This is a genomic window from Tropicibacter alexandrii (assembly GCF_003667315.2).
Lineage (GTDB): Bacteria > Pseudomonadota > Alphaproteobacteria > Rhodobacterales > Rhodobacteraceae > Tropicibacter > Tropicibacter alexandrii.
Genome location: NZ_RCTZ02000008.1, coordinates 131,080 through 150,052, shown reverse-complemented (window position 1 = coordinate 150,052; position 18,973 = coordinate 131,080). Strand labels below are relative to the sequence as shown.

General features: G+C 64.6%; 21 protein-coding genes and 1 pseudogene. 16 read left to right on the top strand and 6 right to left on the bottom strand.

The window, feature by feature from the left end; all coding sequences use genetic code 11:
* Positions 1 to 237: 237 nt before the first annotated feature.
* A complete protein-coding gene (locus D8Z78_RS12590; protein WP_121632876.1) occupies positions 238 to 936 on the bottom strand; it encodes an HAD family hydrolase in 699 nt (232 codons plus the stop codon).
* Positions 937 to 1,046: 110 nt separating this feature from the next.
* Here D8Z78_RS12590 and clpS point away from each other — a divergent pair, with 110 nt between their 5' ends.
* The 6 genes from clpS (at position 1,047) to D8Z78_RS12560 (ending at position 6,533) form a co-directional block, all read left to right on the top strand.
* Positions 1,047 to 1,406, top strand: coding sequence for an ATP-dependent Clp protease adapter ClpS (clpS, locus tag D8Z78_RS12585; RefSeq protein ID WP_121632874.1), 360 nt, complete (start codon positions 1,047 to 1,049; stop codon positions 1,404 to 1,406).
* 16 nt (positions 1,407 to 1,422) lie between these two features.
* On the top strand, positions 1,423 to 2,385 hold the full coding sequence (locus D8Z78_RS12580) for a class I SAM-dependent methyltransferase (RefSeq protein ID WP_121632873.1): 963 nt from the start codon (positions 1,423 to 1,425) through the stop codon (positions 2,383 to 2,385).
* Positions 2,386 to 2,394: 9 nt separating this feature from the next.
* Positions 2,395 to 3,195 carry an SDR family NAD(P)-dependent oxidoreductase gene (locus D8Z78_RS12575; protein WP_121632871.1) on the top strand — a complete coding sequence of 267 codons (801 nt, stop codon included), beginning with the start codon at positions 2,395 to 2,397 and terminating at the stop codon, positions 3,193 to 3,195.
* A gap of 137 nt (positions 3,196 to 3,332) precedes the next feature.
* Positions 3,333 to 4,214 (top strand): oxygen-dependent coproporphyrinogen oxidase, encoded by an 882-nt coding sequence (gene hemF, locus D8Z78_RS12570; protein ID WP_121632869.1) that lies wholly within the window; start codon positions 3,333 to 3,335, stop codon positions 4,212 to 4,214.
* 32 nt (positions 4,215 to 4,246) lie between these two features.
* Positions 4,247 to 5,917, top strand: coding sequence for a PAN domain-containing protein (locus tag D8Z78_RS12565; RefSeq protein WP_121632868.1), 1,671 nt, complete (start codon positions 4,247 to 4,249; stop codon positions 5,915 to 5,917).
* Between the two features lie 157 nt (positions 5,918 to 6,074).
* Positions 6,075 to 6,533, top strand: coding sequence for an SRPBCC family protein (locus tag D8Z78_RS12560; RefSeq protein WP_121632866.1), 459 nt, complete (start codon positions 6,075 to 6,077; stop codon positions 6,531 to 6,533).
* On the opposite strand, the gene D8Z78_RS12555 is transcribed toward D8Z78_RS12560, so the two are convergent.
* Both D8Z78_RS12555 and D8Z78_RS12550 read right to left on the bottom strand, forming a co-directional pair.
* Positions 6,534 to 7,130, bottom strand: a complete 597-nt coding sequence (locus D8Z78_RS12555; RefSeq protein ID WP_121632864.1) for a pseudouridine synthase — start codon at positions 7,128 to 7,130, stop codon at positions 6,534 to 6,536.
* Positions 7,127 to 7,573 carry a nucleoside deaminase gene (locus D8Z78_RS12550; RefSeq protein ID WP_121632863.1) on the bottom strand — a complete coding sequence of 149 codons (447 nt, stop codon included), beginning with the start codon at positions 7,571 to 7,573 and terminating at the stop codon, positions 7,127 to 7,129. The genes D8Z78_RS12555 and D8Z78_RS12550 overlap by 4 nt, the downstream gene beginning before the upstream one ends.
* Before the next feature lie 72 nt (positions 7,574 to 7,645).
* Here D8Z78_RS12550 and D8Z78_RS12545 point away from each other — a divergent pair, with 72 nt between their 5' ends.
* The 7 genes from D8Z78_RS12545 to D8Z78_RS12515 all read left to right on the top strand — a co-directional run bounded on the left by D8Z78_RS12545 (position 7,646) and on the right by D8Z78_RS12515 (position 14,093).
* The gene (locus tag D8Z78_RS12545; protein WP_121632861.1) at positions 7,646 to 8,503 is read left to right on the top strand and encodes a pseudouridine synthase; all 858 of its coding nucleotides are present in this window, start codon (positions 7,646 to 7,648) and stop codon (positions 8,501 to 8,503) included.
* A gap of 80 nt (positions 8,504 to 8,583) precedes the next feature.
* Positions 8,584 to 8,778 carry a hypothetical protein gene (locus D8Z78_RS12540; protein WP_121632859.1) on the top strand — a complete coding sequence of 65 codons (195 nt, stop codon included), beginning with the start codon at positions 8,584 to 8,586 and terminating at the stop codon, positions 8,776 to 8,778.
* Between the two features lie 11 nt (positions 8,779 to 8,789).
* Positions 8,790 to 9,620 carry a hypothetical protein gene (locus D8Z78_RS12535; protein ID WP_128910782.1) on the top strand — a complete coding sequence of 277 codons (831 nt, stop codon included), beginning with the start codon at positions 8,790 to 8,792 and terminating at the stop codon, positions 9,618 to 9,620.
* Between the two features lie 194 nt (positions 9,621 to 9,814).
* The gene (locus D8Z78_RS12530) at positions 9,815 to 10,711 is read left to right on the top strand and encodes a 5-bromo-4-chloroindolyl phosphate hydrolysis family protein (RefSeq protein WP_121632856.1); all 897 of its coding nucleotides are present in this window, start codon (positions 9,815 to 9,817) and stop codon (positions 10,709 to 10,711) included.
* A gap of 33 nt (positions 10,712 to 10,744) precedes the next feature.
* Complete coding sequence (locus D8Z78_RS12525) at positions 10,745 to 11,941, top strand: toxic anion resistance protein (protein ID WP_121632854.1); 1,197 nt, start codon at positions 10,745 to 10,747, stop codon at positions 11,939 to 11,941.
* A 2-nt stretch (positions 11,942 to 11,943) separates the two neighbouring features.
* Positions 11,944 to 12,924 (top strand): DUF2927 domain-containing protein, encoded by a 981-nt coding sequence (locus D8Z78_RS12520; protein ID WP_121632853.1) that lies wholly within the window; start codon positions 11,944 to 11,946, stop codon positions 12,922 to 12,924.
* Between the two features lie 41 nt (positions 12,925 to 12,965).
* The gene (locus D8Z78_RS12515; RefSeq protein ID WP_121632851.1) at positions 12,966 to 14,093 is read left to right on the top strand and encodes an SPFH domain-containing protein; all 1,128 of its coding nucleotides are present in this window, start codon (positions 12,966 to 12,968) and stop codon (positions 14,091 to 14,093) included.
* Between the two features lie 32 nt (positions 14,094 to 14,125).
* Here D8Z78_RS12515 and D8Z78_RS12510 read toward each other — a convergent pair whose 3' ends face one another.
* Positions 14,126 to 14,500 carry a CZB domain-containing protein gene (locus tag D8Z78_RS12510; RefSeq protein ID WP_164932954.1) on the bottom strand — a complete coding sequence of 125 codons (375 nt, stop codon included), beginning with the start codon at positions 14,498 to 14,500 and terminating at the stop codon, positions 14,126 to 14,128.
* A gap of 191 nt (positions 14,501 to 14,691) precedes the next feature.
* Here D8Z78_RS12510 and D8Z78_RS12505 point away from each other — a divergent pair, with 191 nt between their 5' ends.
* The 3 genes from D8Z78_RS12505 to dtd all read left to right on the top strand — a co-directional run bounded on the left by D8Z78_RS12505 (position 14,692) and on the right by dtd (position 17,261).
* The gene (locus tag D8Z78_RS12505) at positions 14,692 to 15,828 is read left to right on the top strand and encodes a TFIIB-type zinc finger domain-containing protein (RefSeq protein WP_164932953.1); all 1,137 of its coding nucleotides are present in this window, start codon (positions 14,692 to 14,694) and stop codon (positions 15,826 to 15,828) included.
* A gap of 96 nt (positions 15,829 to 15,924) precedes the next feature.
* Positions 15,925 to 16,821 carry a carbohydrate kinase family protein gene (locus tag D8Z78_RS12500; protein ID WP_121632848.1) on the top strand — a complete coding sequence of 299 codons (897 nt, stop codon included), beginning with the start codon at positions 15,925 to 15,927 and terminating at the stop codon, positions 16,819 to 16,821.
* Entirely contained in the window at positions 16,818 to 17,261 is a 444-nt protein-coding gene (dtd, locus tag D8Z78_RS12495; RefSeq protein WP_121632846.1) for a D-aminoacyl-tRNA deacylase, read from the top strand. Before D8Z78_RS12500 ends, dtd begins: the two co-directional genes overlap by 4 nt.
* Positions 17,262 to 17,432: 171 nt before the next feature.
* Here dtd and D8Z78_RS12490 read toward each other — a convergent pair.
* A pseudogene (locus D8Z78_RS12490) lies at positions 17,433 to 18,086 on the bottom strand (HlyD family type I secretion periplasmic adaptor subunit); the annotation flags it as partial.
* A 26-nt stretch (positions 18,087 to 18,112) separates the two neighbouring features.
* Complete coding sequence (locus D8Z78_RS12485) at positions 18,113 to 18,937, bottom strand: IS5 family transposase (RefSeq protein WP_121631274.1); 825 nt, start codon at positions 18,935 to 18,937, stop codon at positions 18,113 to 18,115.
* Between the last annotated feature and the right edge of the window lie 36 nt (positions 18,938 to 18,973).

The following is an 18,973-nucleotide window of genomic DNA, read 5'->3' as shown; positions in this document are numbered from 1 at the left end:
CCTCGACCCCCGATATTTCGGTGGGCTTATTCTTGTGCGCCACATTACGGGCGTCATCATTAACACCAGATTAACACGCAAAACGGGTCAGGAAAACCCCGCAATCCATTGAAAAGTAGCCGGTTTTGCGGATCGCCGCCAACCACATCTAGGGGCGCGGACATCCCCAGCCCCTAGACAGGCGATTGTGTTCGGATTGTGGCAAAATGTGGCAGAAATATGGCCGCCCTTGACGGATCAGCCGACCTCCTCAACCAATGCGGGCAAAGATGATAGGTCCGACAATTCCCTGAACCGCGCCGCGCTTGGTGGCTCGGCATGCTCGAAGCCCCAGACCAGTTCGAACGGCACATGCACGCCCCAGGCCCCGACCTCGATCGCGGGCAGGATGTCGGACTTCATCGAATTGCCGACCATCATCGCCGCCTCGGGCCCGCCGGGGGCATTGCCGAAAATCCGCGCATAGGTGTCCGGCTGCTTGTCCGAGACGATCTCGATCCCGTCGAACAGGTCGCCCAGCCCCGACTGCGCCAGCTTGCGTTCCTGATGCAGCAGGTCGCCCTTGGTGATCAGGATCAGGTGATGGGTGTCGGCCACCGCCTCCACCGCCTCGCGCGCATGGGGCAGCAATTCCATCGGGTGGTCGAGCATGTCCTGCCCGGCTTCCAGCAATTGCCGGATGACCGAGGCGGGCACGCGCTCATCGGTGACCTCGATGGCGGTTTCGATCATCGACAGCACGAATCCCTTCACCCCGAATCCGTAATGCCCGATATTGCGCGTCTCGGCGGCCAGAAGACGTTCGGCCAGATGGTCGCGCGGGGCGTGATCGGCCAGCAGATCGGCGAATCGTTCCTGCGTCAGATGAAAGAAACGCTCGTTGTGCCAAAGCGTATCATCCGCGTCGAAACCAATTGTTTGCAGTTTTTGCGCCATTCTGACCCCATGCTCACCGTCCCCCTTTTCGCCGGGGGCTGTCAGGTTATATAGAGAGGCCGTAATCGCGAAACGTAAAGCGCCACACAGGTTTCATGCCCAAAGGTCCGATGACAGACACATTTCTGCCCCCGATCCACGCCACGCGCGCCGGTGACCAGCCGGGCGATGGCGGCGGCGATGCCGGTGTCGCCGTCGAAACCCGGCCCAAGACCAAGCGCCCGCCGCTCTACAAGGTGCTGCTGCTCAACGACGATTACACGCCGATGGAATTCGTCGTGCATGTGCTCGAACGGTTCTTTGGCATGACGCATGCGCAGGCCTTTGAGGTGATGCTGACCGTCCACAAGAAAGGCGTTGCCGTTGTGGGCGTTTTCAGTCACGAGATCGCCGAGACCAAGGTGGGGCAGGTCATGGACTTTGCCCGGCGCCACCAGCACCCGCTGCAATGCACGATGGAAAAGGAATAGGCGCGGCCTACCCCTCATGACAGATCGACTGACCTACGCCATGGAGGCCGGGGGGCTGAGCTTGCCCGACGGCCCGATTGCGCTGTTCGACGCGCCCGGTGATGCGGGCGCCCTGCCCGGCGCACGGGTGATTTCCACCTTCAGGCCCGATTTCGAGGCGTGGCAGCGACGCGGCGTGCCCGTGTCGGAAACCGCAAGCGGCCCCTACGCGGCGGCGATCGTCACGCTGGGCCGCGACCGCACCCGCAACGAATCCCGCATCGCCGAGGCCGCGCGCGTTGCGCCGGAGGGCCTCGTGGTGGTCGACGGCGCCAAGACCGATGGCATCGAATCCATCCTGAAAGTGGTGAAAAAGACGGTGCCGGTGCTCGGGCAGGTGTCGAAGGCGCATGGCAAATGCCTGTGGTTCGAGGCCGACGCCGCCTTGCAGGCGCTGGCCAAGCCCGAACGCACGCAGAATGCCGCCGGTTTCTGGACCGCGCCGGGGGTGTTCTCTGCCGACAAGCCCGATCCCGGCTCGGTCGCGCTGGCCGGGGCGCTTCCCGCGCTCAAGGGCACGGTGGGGGATCTCGGCGCTGGTTGGGGCTGGTTGTCGGCCCAGATCTTGCAGCAGGACGCCATCAAGGCACTCCATCTGGTCGAGGCCGAGAAGCTCGCGCTGGATTGCGCACAGGTCAACATCACCGACCCCCGTGCGAAATTCCATTGGGCCGACGCCACGCGCTGGATGTCGCCTGCGCTGCTGGATGTGGTGGTGATGAACCCGCCCTTCCATGCCGGGCGCAAGGGCGATCCGTCGCTCGGGCAGGCCTTCATCGCCGCTGCGGCGCGCAACCTTGCGCCTGGCGGCAAGCTTTACATGGTCGCGAACCGCCACCTGCCCTATGAACAAACCCTTGCAGAATGCTTCCGCGATCATGCAGAAATCGAGGGCACGTCCGCGTTCAAGATCCTGACCGCCAGCCGCCCCAAGCGCTGAGGAGGCACCATGAGCTTTTCCATCGAGGGCAAGACCGCCATCGTCACCGGCGCCGCCAACGGTGTCGGCCGCGCCATCGCCCGGCATTTCGCGAACAAGGGGGCCAACGTGATGTTGGCCGACATGGACGAACCGCAACTGGCCAAGGAATGCGGCGAGCAGGATGACGACGCCCATATGCGCTATTTCGCGGGTGACCTGCGCGAACGGCTGACCATGGCGAACCTGCTGTCGGCCACGCTGGACCATTTCGACCGGGTGGACATTCTGGTCAACGCTTCGCGCCAGATGGCGGCCTCGGACCCCCTCGATATCGAGGATGACTCGATCGAGGCGCTGCTGTCTCAGAACCTGATGACCGCCTATCGGCTCAGCCAGCTGGTCGCCAAGCGGATGATCAAGCAGGGCAAGGATCAGGCCGAGGGCAATCTGGGCGCCATCGTCAACCTGTCCTCCATCGCCGCGCGCCGCACCCATCCCGAACTGCTGGGCTATTCCGTAAGCTGCGCGGCGCTGGACCAGATGACACGGTCGATGGCCGTGGCGCTGGCGCCGCAGCGCATCCGGGTGAACGCCGTGGCGTTCGGCTCCGTGATGTCGGCCTCGCTTCAGGACACGCTGAAGGAACATCGCGACTACCGCTCGGATATCGAGGATCACACTCCGCTGGGGCGCATCGCTGGTCCGGGCGAGATCGTCGAGGCGGTGCAATACCTGTCCTCCGACGCCGCCAGCTTCATGACCGGGCAGATCCTGACACTGGATGGCGGGCGCACCCTGCTGGATACGGTCGCCGCACCAGCGCATTGAGCGACCCCGTCCCGGGCTTGACCCGGGACCTCCACCGCAATCGGCCCGGAGGCCCCGGGTCTTTGCCCGGGGCGCGGAGGCTATAGATTGATACCGCGCGCGCCCCGCGCTACAGCGGTGTCAGAGGGAGAGACAGCATGATGGACACCGAAAAGGCCCGCGCCAGCGCATGGTTCCGTGAATTGCGCGATCAAATCGTCGCCGCGTTCGAAGCGTTGGAGGACAGCCACGACACCGGCCCGTTCAGCGAGATGGCCCCGGGCCGCTTCGAGGTGACAGAGACAAAGCGCGCCTCGGATGATGGCTCTGATGCCGGTGGCGGCTTGATGAGCGTGATGCGCGGCGGGCGCGTGTTCGAGAAAGTCGGCGTCAACGTCTCGACCGTCTACGGCACCCTCGGCGAGGCCGCGCAAAAGGCGATGGCGGCGCGTGGCGTGCCCGGCATCAAGGAAGACCCAAGCTTCTGGGCGTCGGGCATCAGCCTCGTCGCGCATATGCAAAACCCGCATTGCCCCGCCGTCCACATGAACACCCGCATGTTCTGGACGCCCGGCGCGTGGTGGTTCGGCGGCGGGTCCGACCTGAACCCCTGCATCGAGTATGCCGAGGACACCGGCCATTTCCACGCCACGCAAAAAGCGCATCTCGACCCGCATGGCACGGCGCATTACCCGCGCCTGAAGGACTGGGCCGACGAGTATTTCTACATCCCGCATCGCAATCGCGCGCGCGGTGTCGGCGGCATCTTCATGGATGACCAGAACTCCGGCGACTGGGAGGCGGATTTCGCCCTGACGCAGGATATTGGCCGCGCCTTCCTCCCGGCTTTCGTGCCCTTGGTGGAAAAGCGCCGCGTGCAGCCCTGCACCGATGCCGACAAGGACACCCAGCTGATCCATCGCGGGCTCTATGCGGAATACAATCTCGTCTACGACCGTGGGACGAAGTTCGGCCTTGCGACCGGGCATGACGCCAACGCGGTGCTCATGAGCCTGCCGCCGCTGGCAAAGTGGGTTTGACCTACGCGCCTTGACCGGTCCATTCTGGCGGCATGATACGCACGATCCTTGCCGCCTGCCTCGCCCTTGCTCAAGCCACCGCACCCTCCGCCGGGGAACTGACCTGGCTGCTCGATCCAATGGACGGCTATGACGAGCGCAAGGACGGTCCCTGCGTTGCGCGTTTCGACGGGCTGATCGAATCCGGTGACAGCGTCGGCGATGGTCCCATTCCCACGGGGTCAGTTCCGATATGCCTGAACAGTCCGGGGGGCAGCCTGCCCGCCGGCCTCGAACTGGGCACCGACAAACAGTGGGAAGCCCGCATCCTGCCCGGTGAGACCTGCGAAAGCGCCTGTGCAATGGCCTTTCTCAAGGCGGGTTACGTCACCGGCAACGGTATCCCGGCCTTCTTCCACGGTCGCGCGCTCTGGGCGGGAGGCAAGCTGGGCCTACACTCGCCCGGTCTGGACCTGCCCGACGGGCTGCGCGTCGATACGAACACGGTCGAAACCGCCTTCAAGGCGGCGCTGGCGGCGACCTCTCGGGTTTACCAGCTGCATCAATCCCCCGACGGCAATAATGAGTTGCCGTTGAACAGCTATCTCTATCAACGCTTCCTCGAAACGCCGCCCGACGACATGTATTACATCGACACGGTCGGCGACGCGCTGATGAGCGAACTGGACATCCTCGGGGTCGAGCGGCGCGCCACAGTCACAGAAACCCTGCTGGACACGATCTGCCGCAACGCGCTGCTTGTCAGCGGCAGGTTTGAAATCTCGCTGACCAATCAGGGGCGCAAGCCCAACCGCAGCGCCGCGGAACTGATGGCCGCATTGGCCTTTGAAGCCGACCGCTTCGATGTCGAAGAGACGGGCTTCAGCATCGGTTTCTTCATCGACAACGGGCAGTTGATCGGGCATGCCGGGCTCTACCCGTCTGGCGATTATCGCTACTTCAACCAGTGTTTCGTGTCGTTCGGAGAAGACGCGCGGCAAGGTGGCAGCTTTGACCCGGATGGCACGATCGAGGTGTTTTTCGCGTCTGAATACCAAACGGCAACCGGCGCCGCCCTGAAAGAGGTCTGGCGGTCGAACAATGGCAGCCCCTCGGTCTATTTGAATGACCTTGGGCTGTTCCCTTTCGATGCGAAACTGGCAGACCTGCCCAAGAACGCGCTGTATCGCAAATATTTCGGCAACGGGGGCGCCCGCCCGGTGGCACAGCCCGCAGCCGCGGCGCCCGTGGGCGGGTTCACCGAACTGATCGGGCGTGACGTCTCCGGGCGCGACCTTGCGACCGAACGGGTCAGCCATGCCAATGCCTGCCGCGATCTGTGCAAGGGCCGGTCGGACTGTCAGGCGGCCACCTATGACCGCTGGAACAAGCGTTGCTTCCTCAAGGCGCTGGACGGCCCGGCCCGGGTGCGGATCTTTGCCAAGGCCACCAGTTTCGTCACGGCCTCGCGCGCGGATCGGCTGATCGAAACCCGCGACCTGCCCGCCATGCAGAAGCGCAACGACAAGAGCTTTCCGGGCCGCGCCGACGAGACGGCGGGCGCCTCGTCCTACGAAGATTGCGTCCAGATCTGCCGGGGGCGCAACTGGTGCCTCGGCCTGAACTGGCGCCCCCGCAACCGGCAATGCGAGATGTTCCGCGAACCGCCCGAATACTTCACCGAACGCGGTGTCGATATCGGCTACCTGCAACAAGGCGACTGAGCGGGAGAGACGGAAATATCTGCGCAGGGCGTGCGGGCGCCTCTTGCGCAAGGGCTCGGGCGCTCCCTTATTCAGCGGCAGGCCGGTGCGCCTGGTCGCCTCCGAACGGTTGCCGTTCGCGCCCCCATCCCCCGGCCCCATCCTTTTGGGGCATGACATGACCTTCGACATTGACAGAACCGCACCGGCCACGGGCCGGGCAGAGATCGTGATCGCGGCACCCTTGCACGCGGTCTGGACGAAATACACCGACCTTGCGGACTGGCCGGACTGGAACAGCGGCGTCGAATGGATCGGCGCGAACATCCCGCTCGATCCGGGCGCGCGCTTTGAATGGCGCGCGGGCGGGCTGACGATCAGGTCCTGCCTGCAAGCGGTCGAGCCGGAACGGGTCATCGGCTGGACCGGCGAGACGCTGTTCATCTCTGCAAGACATGTCACCCGGTTTGCCGATCTCGGGGCCGGGACCCGGGTTCTCACCGAGGAATCCTTTCGCGGGGCCTATGCGCGCCTGATGCCGGGCCATGCCGCCCGACAGATCGAGGCGGCTTTGCTGCAGGGGCTGACCGACCTCAAGGATGCCTGCGAAGGCAGGCGGCGCAAGCGGGCGGCCTGATCAGGCGTCGCGCCATTCGCCGGGCTTCAACCCCGCGACGGTGCGCTCCCCGATCGACCAGCGGACAAGCCGCAGGCAGGGCAGGCCGACATGCGCGGTCATGCGGCGCACCTGCCGGTTGCGGCCTTCGGTGATGGTCAGGGACAGCCACGCATCGGGCACGGACTTGCGGAACCGCACCGGCGGGTCACGGTCCCACAGCAGCGGGTCGTCGATCAGCTTGCAGTCGGCGGGCCGCGTCGGCCCGTCGTTCAACGTGACGCCGTCTTGCAGCGCCTGTAGCTGGTCCTGCGAAGGGGTGCCCTCGACCTGCACGAGGTAGGTCTTGGGTTCGCGAAACCGCGGGTTGGAAATCGCCGCCTGCACCTTGCCGTCATTGGTCAGGATCAACAGCCCCTCGCTGTCGCGGTCCAGCCGCCCGGCGGGATAGACGCCGGGGATGTCGATATAGTCGGACAGGGTCGCGCGCGGGCTGTCGGCATTGCCCTTGTCGGTGAACTGGGTCAGCACGCCGAAGGGCTTGTTGAACAGGATGATCCGGCGCGGGCCGGTCTGGGGCTTGCGCTTGCGCGGCGGGGTCGGCTTGGCGGGTCTCATCGGCGGGCCTCGAAGAAGTCTTTCAGCAGGCGGGCGGCCTGCGCTTCGGACAGGCCGTCGTAGATTTCTGGCACGTGATGGCATTGCGGATGCGAAAACACCCGCGCGCCCTGCGCCACGCCGCCGGATTTCGGATCGGACGCGCCATAATACAGCCGCCGAATGCGCGCAAACGAGATCGCCCCGGCGCACATCGGGCAAGGTTCCAGGGTCACATGCAGGTCGCAGCCTTCGAGCCGTTCTTGCCCCAATACGGCGCAGGCGGCGCGGATGGCCAGAATCTCGGCATGGGCGGTGGGGTCGTTCAGCTCGCGCGTGCGGTTGCCGGCCTGCGCGATCACCACGCCGTCGGGGCCGGTGATCACCGCGCCCACGGGCACTTCGCCGCGCGCGGCGGCGGCGCGGGCCTCGGTCAGGGCGATATCCATGTGGGACGTGAACATGGCTCTCCTTAGCGTGCCGCGCCCCTGCGGGGAAGGCTTCCCGGCGCGCATGGAATGCGCTAGAGGCAGGACATGAGTGACACAGCCAAAACCCCCGAAGGCGACCGCATCGCCAAGGTCATCGCCCGCGCAGGCCGCGCCAGCCGCCGCGAAGCCGAAAAGCTGATTGCCGAAGGGCGCGTCAGCGTCAACGGCAAGGTGATCGACAGCCCTGCCCTGAACGTGACCGGGCAGGACCGGGTCAGCGTCGATGGCAAGCCGCTGGACACGCCCGAAGAGGCGCGCATCTGGCTGTTTCACAAGCCCACCGGGCTGGTCACGACGACCAGTGACGAAAAGGGCCGCAAGACGATCTACGACGTCCTCCCGGACGATCTGCCGCGGGTCATGACCATCGGACGGCTCGACCTGAACTCCGAAGGGTTGCTGCTTCTGACCAATGACGGCGCGGTCAAGCGGCGGCTGGAACTGCCCTCCACCGGCTGGCTGCGGCGCTACCGCGTGCGGGTCAAGGGCACGCCCGATGACAAGGCGCTTGATCCGCTGCGCAAGGGGATCGTGGCCGATGGCGAGAAATTCCAGCCGATGATCGTCAGTCTCGACCGGCAGACCGGCGCCAATGCTTGGCTGACCGTCGGCCTGCGCGAGGGCAAGAACCGCGAAATCCGCCGCGCCATGGCCGAGATCGGGCTGGAGGTGAACCGCCTGATCCGCATCTCCTACGGACCCTTCCAGTTGGGCCAGTTGAAGGCCGGCGAGGTCGAGGAACTCCGCCGCAAGGTGGTTCGTGACCAGCTGGGCCTCGAAACCGTGCCGGGCGCCAAGCCGAAAGCAAAGGGGCCAGCCGGCGCGAAACCCAAAGGCCCCGGCGGCGCGAAGAAGCGCGGACCGGTGGTGCGGCGCAGGCGCGACGAGGGCAGCGGGCGGTGACTTAACCCCCTGTTCACTTACCTTTCTTTTTCCCGTGATCTGCCCCGGTTTTGCCCGGATTCGGGTGCAACTTCGACGGCATGACGACTCTACTTGCCATATTGACCCTCGCCCTGTCCGCCTTCTTGGTGCTCGGAAACCTGCGCACCGTGGTCATAGACACGTTTGAAACGGTCGCACTCAGCGCCCAGCGGGCGCGCGAGAACGGTGTGCTGGTGCAGCGCCTGGCATTCCTTGGACTGTGGCTGATGATCTTTGCGCTGAGTTACCTTTGATGGAGCATGTCATGCAGGCGCCAGCGAACACGAAATCGGCCTCCGACGCCGCCAATTTCGACTCTGCCCTGAACGTGATGTTTCTTGCCGCCTTCCCGCTTCTGCTGTGGGTGTTCAGCGGCTCCTTCAGCGGCGTGGCAACGGCAGTGATGCAAATCTGGCTGTTCTCGCTGGCGCTGCGCTTGATCTCGCGCGGGCAGAAGGCGCATGACGCCTACGACGCCGCCGAGATCGCCGCGCGCCCGCGCCTGCCGCTCAAGTTGATCGGCTCTGGCCTGATCGGGGTGCTCGTGGTGCTCTTGGCCGGTCACACCTTCGACAACCTGTTGCTGCCCTTCGCGATGGGTCTCGGTGCGACGGGGCTGGCCATCGCCGCCTTCGGCATCGATCCGCTGAAGGACAAGGGACTCGACAATCCCGACGTCATCGCCCGGATGGAGCAGGACGCGCTTCTGGACGAGATCGAGCACAAGCTGGCCATTGCCGCCGATCAGGTCGCGGCGCTGGAAGACCCCGAGGTGATCCGCCGCACCGAGGTGGCGCGCGAGATGATCCTGCGCATGTTGAACGATGCGACGCAGCAGCCCGAAAGCTTTGCGACGATCCGCAAGCCGGTCCAGACCTTTGCCACGATGCTGTCCGCCGAAGTCCTGCGCCTGTTGGCATCTGCCGAGGGTCCGGAATTCGACTATGCCCGGCGCCGCTACATGGCAAAGTTGCAGGTCATGACCGGATCGTTCCGCAAACACGCCCGCAAGAAGGGCTTTCAGGTCGGCCGCGATGCCTTTGAACGCGAGGCGGACAACCTGCTGACCCGGATGCCCCGCGAATCGGCGGCGTGAGCATGATGGCACAGACGTGACGCACCAAGTCAGGACTTCCCCCTAGCACCCGATGCCTTTTGCGCCTAAGTTTCCCGTGTTGGGTGAGCACACGGGGGGTACCATGTCGACCAACGCCTTGCAAAAGGTGAGCTACGTTCTCTTGATCGTCCTGCTCTTTGGCGTCTCGAGCGGTTGGCTTGGGGGTCTCTGACATGGCAAAGAAGTACGGCGGCGCCTACAGCCCAGACGGCACCGGGCCAAAAACCGACGCGCGCGAGGAAATTCGCGCGGACGCACCCGCTTACAAGGGGGCGAAGGTCAGCCCTGTCGGGGCCCGCTCGAACGTATTGTTCATTCCACCGATCGTGCTTGCCGCCACGTCCTTTGGCGGGGCGCTGGAATTGGCCGCTGGTTTGACCGGGGCTGGTGCGATGTTGCTGGGGGCTTGGCTGATGCGCGACGGCCTCAAGGCGCACGCCGCCTACGCCGCGCGCAAGGTCGCCCGCCGCCCCGCCATCCCCCGTAAGCTGTTCGCCTCGGTGATGCTGGGCATCGGGTCCGCGATTGCCGCATGGTCGAACGAACCGGGCCTTGTCGCGCCCGTGATCTACGGCCTCGCCGCAACCGTCCTGTCATTGGGCGCCTTCGGGCTTGACCCGATGACCGACAAGGGAATGGAAGGCGTGGACACTTTCCAGCAGGACCGGGTGGCCAAGGTGGTGGACGAGGCCGAGGATTTCCTGACCGGCATGCAGGATGCGATCCGGCGCGCGGGCGACCGGCAGGTCGAGGCGCGGGTGGACCGCTTTGTCAGCAAGGTCCGCGAAATGATCCGGACTGTCGAAGAGGACCCTCGCGACCTGACCGCCGCGCGCAAATACCTCGGTGTGTACCTGATGGGTGCGCGCGATGCGGCGGTGAAATTCGCCGACATTTACGACCGCAAGCCCGACCGCGCCGCGAAATCCGATTTCATGATGCTGCTGACCGATCTGGAAGAAAGTTTTGACAAGAAGACCGACAGGCTGCTGAGCGACAGCAATGCCGATCTCGCCGTCGAGATCGAGGTGCTGCGGGACAGGTTGCAGCGTGAAGGTGTGCGCCTGTAAGGGCGCGGAATTTTGAACAGGGGACCCACACACATGTCTGAAAAAACCCGCCAAGAGGCCGAACAGGCCGTCACCATGGTCGAAGAGGTCAATTCGATCATCCTTCCCGAGCCGAAGGAGGCCAACGCCATCGTCCCGCTGAAGGAAGCCGACCCCGAAGTGTCCGAGGAAATCCGCACCCGCATGGACGAGATCGACATGGGGGATACGAATTCGATCATCGCCTTCGGCTCGGCTGCGCAGGCCGAATTGCAGGAAATCTCTCAGGCAATGCTGGCGGATGTGCGCAACAAGGATGTGGGCCCGGCGGGTGACTCCCTGCGCGGGATCGTGACGACCATCCGCGGGTTCTCCGTGTCCGAACTGGACGTCCGCCGCGACCGCAGCTGGTGGGAAAAGCTGCTGGGCCGCGCCGCGCCCTTTGCCAAGTTCACCGCGCGCTACGAAGAAGTGCAGGGCCAGATCGACAAGATCACCGACAACCTTCTCAAGCACGAGCACACGTTGCTGAAGGACATCAAGTCGCTCGACCTGCTGTATGAAAAGACCCTGCAATTCTACGACGAGCTGGCGCTGTATATCGCCGCTGGCGAGGAAAAGCTGGCCGAACTGGACAGCAAGGACATCCCCGCCAAAGAGGCCGAGGTTCAGGCCGCGCCCGAGGGCGATCAGGTGATGAAGGCGCAGGAACTGCGCGACATGCGCGCCGCCCGTGACGATCTGGAACGCCGCGTGCATGACCTGAAGCTGACCCGTCAGGTGACGATGCAGTCGCTGCCCTCGATCCGTCTGGTGCAGGAAAACGACAAGAGCCTCGTGACCAAGATCAACTCGACCCTCGTGAACACCGTGCCGCTGTGGGAAACCCAACTGGCGCAGGCGGTCACCATCCAGCGCAGCAAACAGGCGGCCGCCGCCGTGCGCGACGCCAACGACCTGACCAACGAGCTTCTGACCTCGAACGCCGCCAACCTGCGGGAATCGAACGCGATGATCCGTCAGGAGATGGAGCGCGGCGTCTTTGACATCGAGGCGGTCAAGCAGGCCAATGCCGACCTGATCGGCACCATTCAGGAATCGCTCCAGATCGCGGACGAGGGCAAGGCCCGCCGCGCCAAGGCCGAGGAAGAGTTGAAGAAGATGGAAAAGGACCTGCGCGACACCCTCGCCGCCGCCAAGGCGCGCAAGGATGGCACGGGCGACAATGCAGGCACGGCGGTGCCGTCCTGATCATGCTGACGCGGGGCAAGATCACGGGCTTTCTCGCCCTGTCCGCCGTGCTGCTTGCGGGCTGCACGGGCTCGGAGCTTGCCCCGCGCAAGACCTCTACCAAACCGGCGGAACGCCCTCAAAGCGTGGTGCAGGCGGCCATGCCCGCGCCCGCGGGCGTGCCTCCGTCGCAGGCCAGCCTCGACCTGTCCGACTATTACAGCCGCGTGCAGCGCAATTTGCTGTCACGCGGACTGCTGCGCACCGATGGCGGAGGGCCGGACACGGCCTTTACCGACACAATGCTGATCCGCAACTTCCAGAAGATCGCGCTCGAGGACGAGTACGAACGCGGCAACGGCTTGAAACCGTCTTCGGGCGCGGCCTCTGCCATCAAGAAATGGACGAAGCCTGTTCGCATGAACGTGGAATTTGGCCCCCGCGTCCCGGTCGACCAACGCGACTGGGATCGCCGTCAGGTCGCGGCCTACGCCGCGCGACTGGGGCGGATCAGCGGGCATCCGGTCTCGATGGCATCGACCGGGGCAAATTTCCACGTGCTGTTCATGTCAGAGGATGACAAGGACCTGATCGCCCCGCGTATTCAAGCGCTTGTGCCGGATGTGAATCCGACGGCGCTGCGCATCTTCGACAACCTGCCGCGCGCGATCCATTGCGTCGTGGTGGCGTTTTCCGACACCGTGGGGGGCTATGATTACGGCACCGCCATCGCGGTGATCCGCTCCGAGCATCCCGAATTGTTGCGCCGGTCCTGCATCCACGAGGAAATCGCCCAAGGCTTTGGCCTGACCAATGACGACCCGCGCGCGCGACCGTCGATCTTCAACGACGACGACGAATTCGCGCTGCTGACGCGGCATGACGAGATGCTGCTGAAGATCCTCTACGACCCCCGATTGACCCCCGGCATGACCGCCGAACAGGCGCTTCCGATCGTGCGCGAACGCGCGACGGAGTTGGCGGGCGACCCGGGACCCATTTGAATGACCGGGGCCTCCCCAAGACGAAAGACGAGGTTAGACTGATGCCCATTTTCGATTTCCTGCGTGGTCAGTTCATCGACGTCATCCATTGGACGGACGACACACGCGACACGATGGTCTATCGCTTCGAGCGCGAGGGCCACGAGATCAAGTACGGCGCCAAGCTGACGGTGCGCGAGGGGCAGGCGGCGGTCTTTGTCCATGAAGGGCAATTGGCGGATGTGTTCACCCCCGGGCTCTATATGCTCGAAACGAACAACATGCCGATCATGACCTCGCTTCAGCATTGGGACCACGCGTTCCAAAGCCCGTTCAAGTCCGAGATCTATTTCGTCAACACCAACCGTTTCACCAACCTGAAATGGGGGACAAAGAACCCGATCATGCTGCGCGACCCGGAATTCGGGCCGACCCGCATCCGGGCCTTTGGCACCTATACGATCAAGGTCGACAACCCCGCGCTGTTCCTGACCGAGATCGTCGGGACGGATGGCGAATTCACGATGGATGAGATCAGCTTCCAGATCCGCAACATCATCGTGCAGGAATTCTCAAGGGCTATCGCCAAGAGCGGCATTCCGGTGCTCGACATGGCGGCCAATACCAGTGAGGTCGGCGCACTGATCGCCAAGGCGATCGACCCGGTGATCCATGCCTACGGTCTGGCGCTGCCGGAATTGTATATCGAGAATATCAGCCTGCCGCCTGCGGTGGAAAAGGCGCTGGATGCGCGCACCTCGCGCGGGATCGCGGGCAATCTCGACGACCACATGAAGTGGAAGGCGGCCGAGGCCATGGGCACGGGTGGTGCCATGGACAGCGCGATGGGCATGGGCATGGGCGCCGCCATGGGCGCGGGCATGGCCGGGCAGATGGGCATGGGGCCGTGGGGCGCGCAGCCTCAGCAGGCGGCCCCCGCCGCCGCCGCGCCGATGGCCCCACCGCCGCCACCGGTCGAGCATGTCTGGCACATCGCCGAGAACGGCGCCACGAAAGGACCGTTTTCGAAGGCCCGGATGGGTCGCATGGCCACCGATGGCGAGCTGACCCGCGAAACGCTGGTCTGGACCGCCGGTCAGGACGGGTGGAAACCCGCAGGTCAAGTCGCCGAACTGGCGCAACTGTTCACGGTGATGCCGCCGCCTCCGCCGCCGCCCCCCGCCGGGTGAGGGATCGAAAGGCTCCGCATGGCGGAGCCTTTCTACATTGTGACCGCGCTCCACTCGGCACCTGCCTCGGACAAGGCCCGCGTCGCCTGCTCAAGGCTCGGGCCGCACAAGGCCGCGTGCGCCTGCTGGCAGTCCCCTGCCTCGACCATGGCGGCGATGCGCCCGGCCTCGACATGCAGCACCGTATGCGCCGTGACCAGACGGCGAAATTCCGGTGCGTGGGCGATGTCGGGATCGGCTTGCAAATCGTCAAGCCATTGGCCGAAACCACAATGCGCGCCACAGGCAATCGCATCGGCCGGCACCGCCAGCCCGCCTTGCGCCACGGCACGTCGCAGGCGTCGCGGCCACCCGTCATGGGCGCGCACCGCCTCTGTCACCGTGCGGATCAGATCGTCATGGGTCACTGTCACCCCCGTTATCGTCATTGCGGACACGGCCGAGACGATGCGCCCCGGCGGTTAATGGCTGCTGAACCTGCCCCGGCAAAGTCCCGACAATTCTTCCGGCCCAGCCCGGTATTCCCGCCTTTTCCCCAAGCGGCGTTCAGGCCAGTATGGGCTTGAATGTTCACCGCTTGCCCCGGACAGTCCTTTTCATGACCGATACACCGCCGCCCCCGCCGCCAGCCGCACCAGAGCCTGTCACGATCGAGGAAGAGCACCGCTTTCCCTGCGACCAATGCGGCGCCGATTTCCGCTTTGACCCGGATGAGAGCAAGCTGATCTGCGATCATTGCGGCAACACCCGCGCCATTCAGGGCGCAGGGCCTTGGGGCGGCGGCATCAAGGAGCTGGATTTCAAGGCCGCGATCAGCAACCTTCTGCCCCTGCAGGAGATGGAGGACCTGCGCGTTTCGAAATGCCCCAATTGCGGGGCAGAGGTGGAATTCGACGCCGATGCCCATGCCACGGAATGTCCGTTCTGCGCGACGCCGGTCGTGGCGGATACCGGGACGCACCGCCAGATCAAGCCGCGTGGTCTGCTGCCCTTTGCGTTGGACGAACCGGCGGCGCGGCAGGCCATGACCGATTGGCTGGGGCGGCTGTGGTTCGCTCCGAACGGGTTGCAGGACTACGCGCGCAAGGGGCGCAAGATGTCCGGCATCTACGTGCCCTACTGGACCTATGACGCGGATACGACCTCGCTCTACCGGGGGGAGCGCGGGACGGTCTATTACGAGAACCGCACCGTGATGCGGGACGGCAAGATGACCACCCAGCGCGTGCAAAAGATCCGCTGGACGCCGGTTTCGGGCCGAGTCACCCGGTTCTTCGACGACGTTCTGGTGCTGGCCTCGCGGTCCTTGCCGAAACGCTACACCGACGCGTTGGAACCGTGGGACCTGACGGCGATGGAACCCTACCGGCCAGAGTTCCTCGCCGGGTTTCGCGCCGAAGGGTATCAGGTCGATCTCGACGAGGGCTTCGACGAGGCGCGCGCCAAGATGGACCGCCAGATCGAGCGGGACATCAAGTTCGACATTGGCGGGGATCGGCAACGCATCCATCACGTCGATACGGATGTGCGCGACGTGACCTTCAAACATGTGCTGCTGCCGGTCTGGATGGCCGCGTACAAGTATCGCGACAAGAGCTACCGCTTCGTGGTGAACGGGCGGACCGGACGGGTGCAGGGCGAACGGCCTTGGTCGAAATGGAAGATCTTCTTCGCGGTGCTGCTGGGTTTGATCGTCGCAGGCGGCATAGGCTACCTGATCGCGATGAATCAGTAGGATGGGTGATCACCCATCCTACCTTTGCCTTGCCCGTGCGCCAGAGCCATGGCAGACAGGCGCAGTTAGCGCAAACACTCACCCGGAGACACGGACATGATCCTCTGTTGCGGCGAAGCCCTCATCGACATGCTCCCTCGCGAGACAACGCAGGGCGAACCCGCCTTTTCGCCCTATGCCGGTGGCGCCGTCATGAACACCGCCATCGCGTTGGGGCGACTGGGTGCGCAATCGGGCTATTTCGGCGGCCTGTCCAACGACCTCTTCGGCAAGGTCCTGACGGACACGCTGGACGCCTCGCATGTCGATCACAGCCTTTGCCCGCGCTCGGACCGCCCGACCACGCTGGCTTTCGTCACGCTCACGGACGGGCACGCGCAATATGCTTTCTACGATGAGAATACCGCCGGGCGCATGCTGACCGAGGCCGACCTGCCCGCAACTGACACGCTGGACGCCCTGTTCTTTGGTGGCATCTCGCTGGTCTCGGAACCGCAGGCCGACAGCTACGCCGCGCTCTGCGCGCGGGCCGGCGACCTGCCGGTGATGATCGACCCGAACATCCGCCCCGGCTTCATCACCGACGAAGCGCGCTATCGCGCCCGTCTCGACGGGATGCTGGCCCGCGCCGACATCGTGAAGGTCTCGGACGAGGACATGGCGTGGCTGGACACCTCCGCAGAGAGCCTGCTGAAGCAGGGCGTCGCGGTTGTGCTGATCACCCGGGGCGCCGAGGGCGTCGATATCGTGACCCGTGAAGGCACCGCGCGCGTGCCCGCGCAAAAGGTGACGGTGGTCGATACGGTGGGGGCCGGGGATACGTTCAACGCGGGCTTTCTCGCCGGTCTCGCCCGCGACGGGCTCCTGACCCGGGCGGCACTCGCCAGCGCATGGCTCGACGACCTGAAGCCCGCTGCCGACCTTGGCGCGCGCGCCGCCGCCATCACGGTCAGCCGCGCCGGGGCAAACCCGCCTTGGGCCCGCGAGCTATGAGAGCCCTCATCCAACGCGTCTCCGAGGCGCGGGTCGACATTTCCGGCGCCACCGTAGGCGAGATCGGCCATGGCGTCCTGATCCTGATCTGCGCCATGCAGGGCGACACCGAAGCCGAAGCCGACAAACTTGCCGCCAAGATCGCAAAGCTGCGCATCTTCAAGGACGACGACGGCAAGATGAACCGGTCCCTGCTCGACATCAAAGGGTCGGCGCTGGTCGTCAGCCAGTTCACCCTGTCCGCCGACACAAAACGCGGCAACCGCCCCGGGTTTTCCTACGCGGCCAAACCCGATGAGGGCGAGCGTTTGTATGAATATTTCGCCGGGCAGATGCAGGCGCAGGGCGTGCCCGTGGCAACGGGCCGCTTCGGGGCGGATATGCAGGTGCACTTGGTGAATGACGGGCCGGTCACCATCTGGATGGACAGCGCGGATTGATCCGTCGCGCCACGGGGGCTCTGCCCCCGGACCCCCGCGGTATTTTCGGCCAAAAGAAGCCGAAACGTGGTGTTTCCAGGTGGATCGCGTGCCACGGGCGCCCACCCGAGGCCGAGGGCGCAGCCCGAAGGCCGAGTAAACCTGCGCGGCGCAGCCGCTCCTTTCGGGAACCTACGGCTCGTGAAAGGCTTCGCGCGATTTGTAGAGGGGCTTCAGCAGGTATTGCAGAACCGTTTTCTCGCCGGTGTGCAACTCGGCGGTGGCCATCATGCCGGGGCGGATTTCCATGCGTGCTTGCCGGTCGGTCAACGAGGACATGTCGACCCGGACCTGCACCTTGTAATGCGGCTCCTGCTCGGGGCGGCGTTCGTCCTTGAACGTGTCGGCAGAGATCACGTCGACCCGGCCCTTCAGCGTCCCGTAGATCGTGTAATCATAGGCCGACAGCTTGATCGTCGCCTCCTGTCCGGGGCGGATATTGGCGATGTCCTCGGGGCGGATGCGGGCCTCGACGAACAGGTCCTCGTCGACCGGGATGATCTGCATGATCTCTTCGCCCGGTCGCACCACGCCGCCGATGGTCGTCACCGCCAGCTTCGTCACCACCCCGTGCATGGGTGAGGCCAGAACCGTGCGGTTCAACTGGTCTTGCGAGGCCTTGAGGTTCTGCCGCAGCGTCGCCAGTTCCTTCAGCGTGTCCGAATACTCTTCGGCGCGGCCCAGTTCGGTTTGCGTCACGATCTCGTCGAATGCCCGGCGTGCATCCGCATGGGCCTTGCGGGCGCGGGTCACCTCGATCAGCGCGACGACCTTCTTGTCTAAGAGTCTGATTCAAAACTCTTCGAGCGAATTCATTGTCTTGCGAGTAGCCGCGTGACGCGGCGGATGTGTGCGATCGTGACCCAAGCTGCCGCGCTGGCGATGGATTTCTCCCAATCCTTCGATAGACGTCGGCATCGTCCCAGCCAAGCGAGGGTACGTTCGACCACCCATCGGCGTGGCAACACCTCGAACCCTTCTGCGGTGTCTGAGCGCTTGACGATCTGCACCGTCCAGCGCCCGATAGACTTTAACGCTTCTCGCAATTTTGGCCCTGCATACCCGCCATCGGCGAACACGTGGCGCAGGGTGGGATACCGTGCGGCCACACGTTTCAGAACATCCGGCGCGCCATCACGGTCTTGGATGCCGGCACTGTGAACGACAAGACCGACCAGCAGGCCAAGCGTGTCGGTGGCAATGTGGCGCTTGCGCCCTTTGATCCGCTTGCCAGCATCATAGCCGCTAATCCCGCCACTTTCAGTGGTTTTTACGCTCTGGCTGTCGATGATACCTGCCGTTGGCAGGGGCGCTCTGCCCTCGGCCAGACGTGCGGCCTCCACAAGTGCGCGGTTCATCTCCTCCAGCAGCCCGTCATTGCGCCACGCATAGAAATACCCTCGTACTGTCGAGACCGGTGGAAAGTCGTTCGGCAGCATTCGCCACTGGCACCCTGTGGTCGCAACATAAAGGATCGCGTCGAACACATCGCGTAAACACGTGGTGCGCGGCCGGCCAGTTTGCTTGGGCGGCGGCATCAAAGGGGCGAGCAGCGCCCATTCGGCATCTGTCAAATCGCTTGCGTATTTGTCGCCCTCACGGGCATGCTGGCTGCGGGTGAGTTCGGTCCAGGCCATCGTGGTCTCCGTTCAGTGTCGCAGCCGAACAGAATC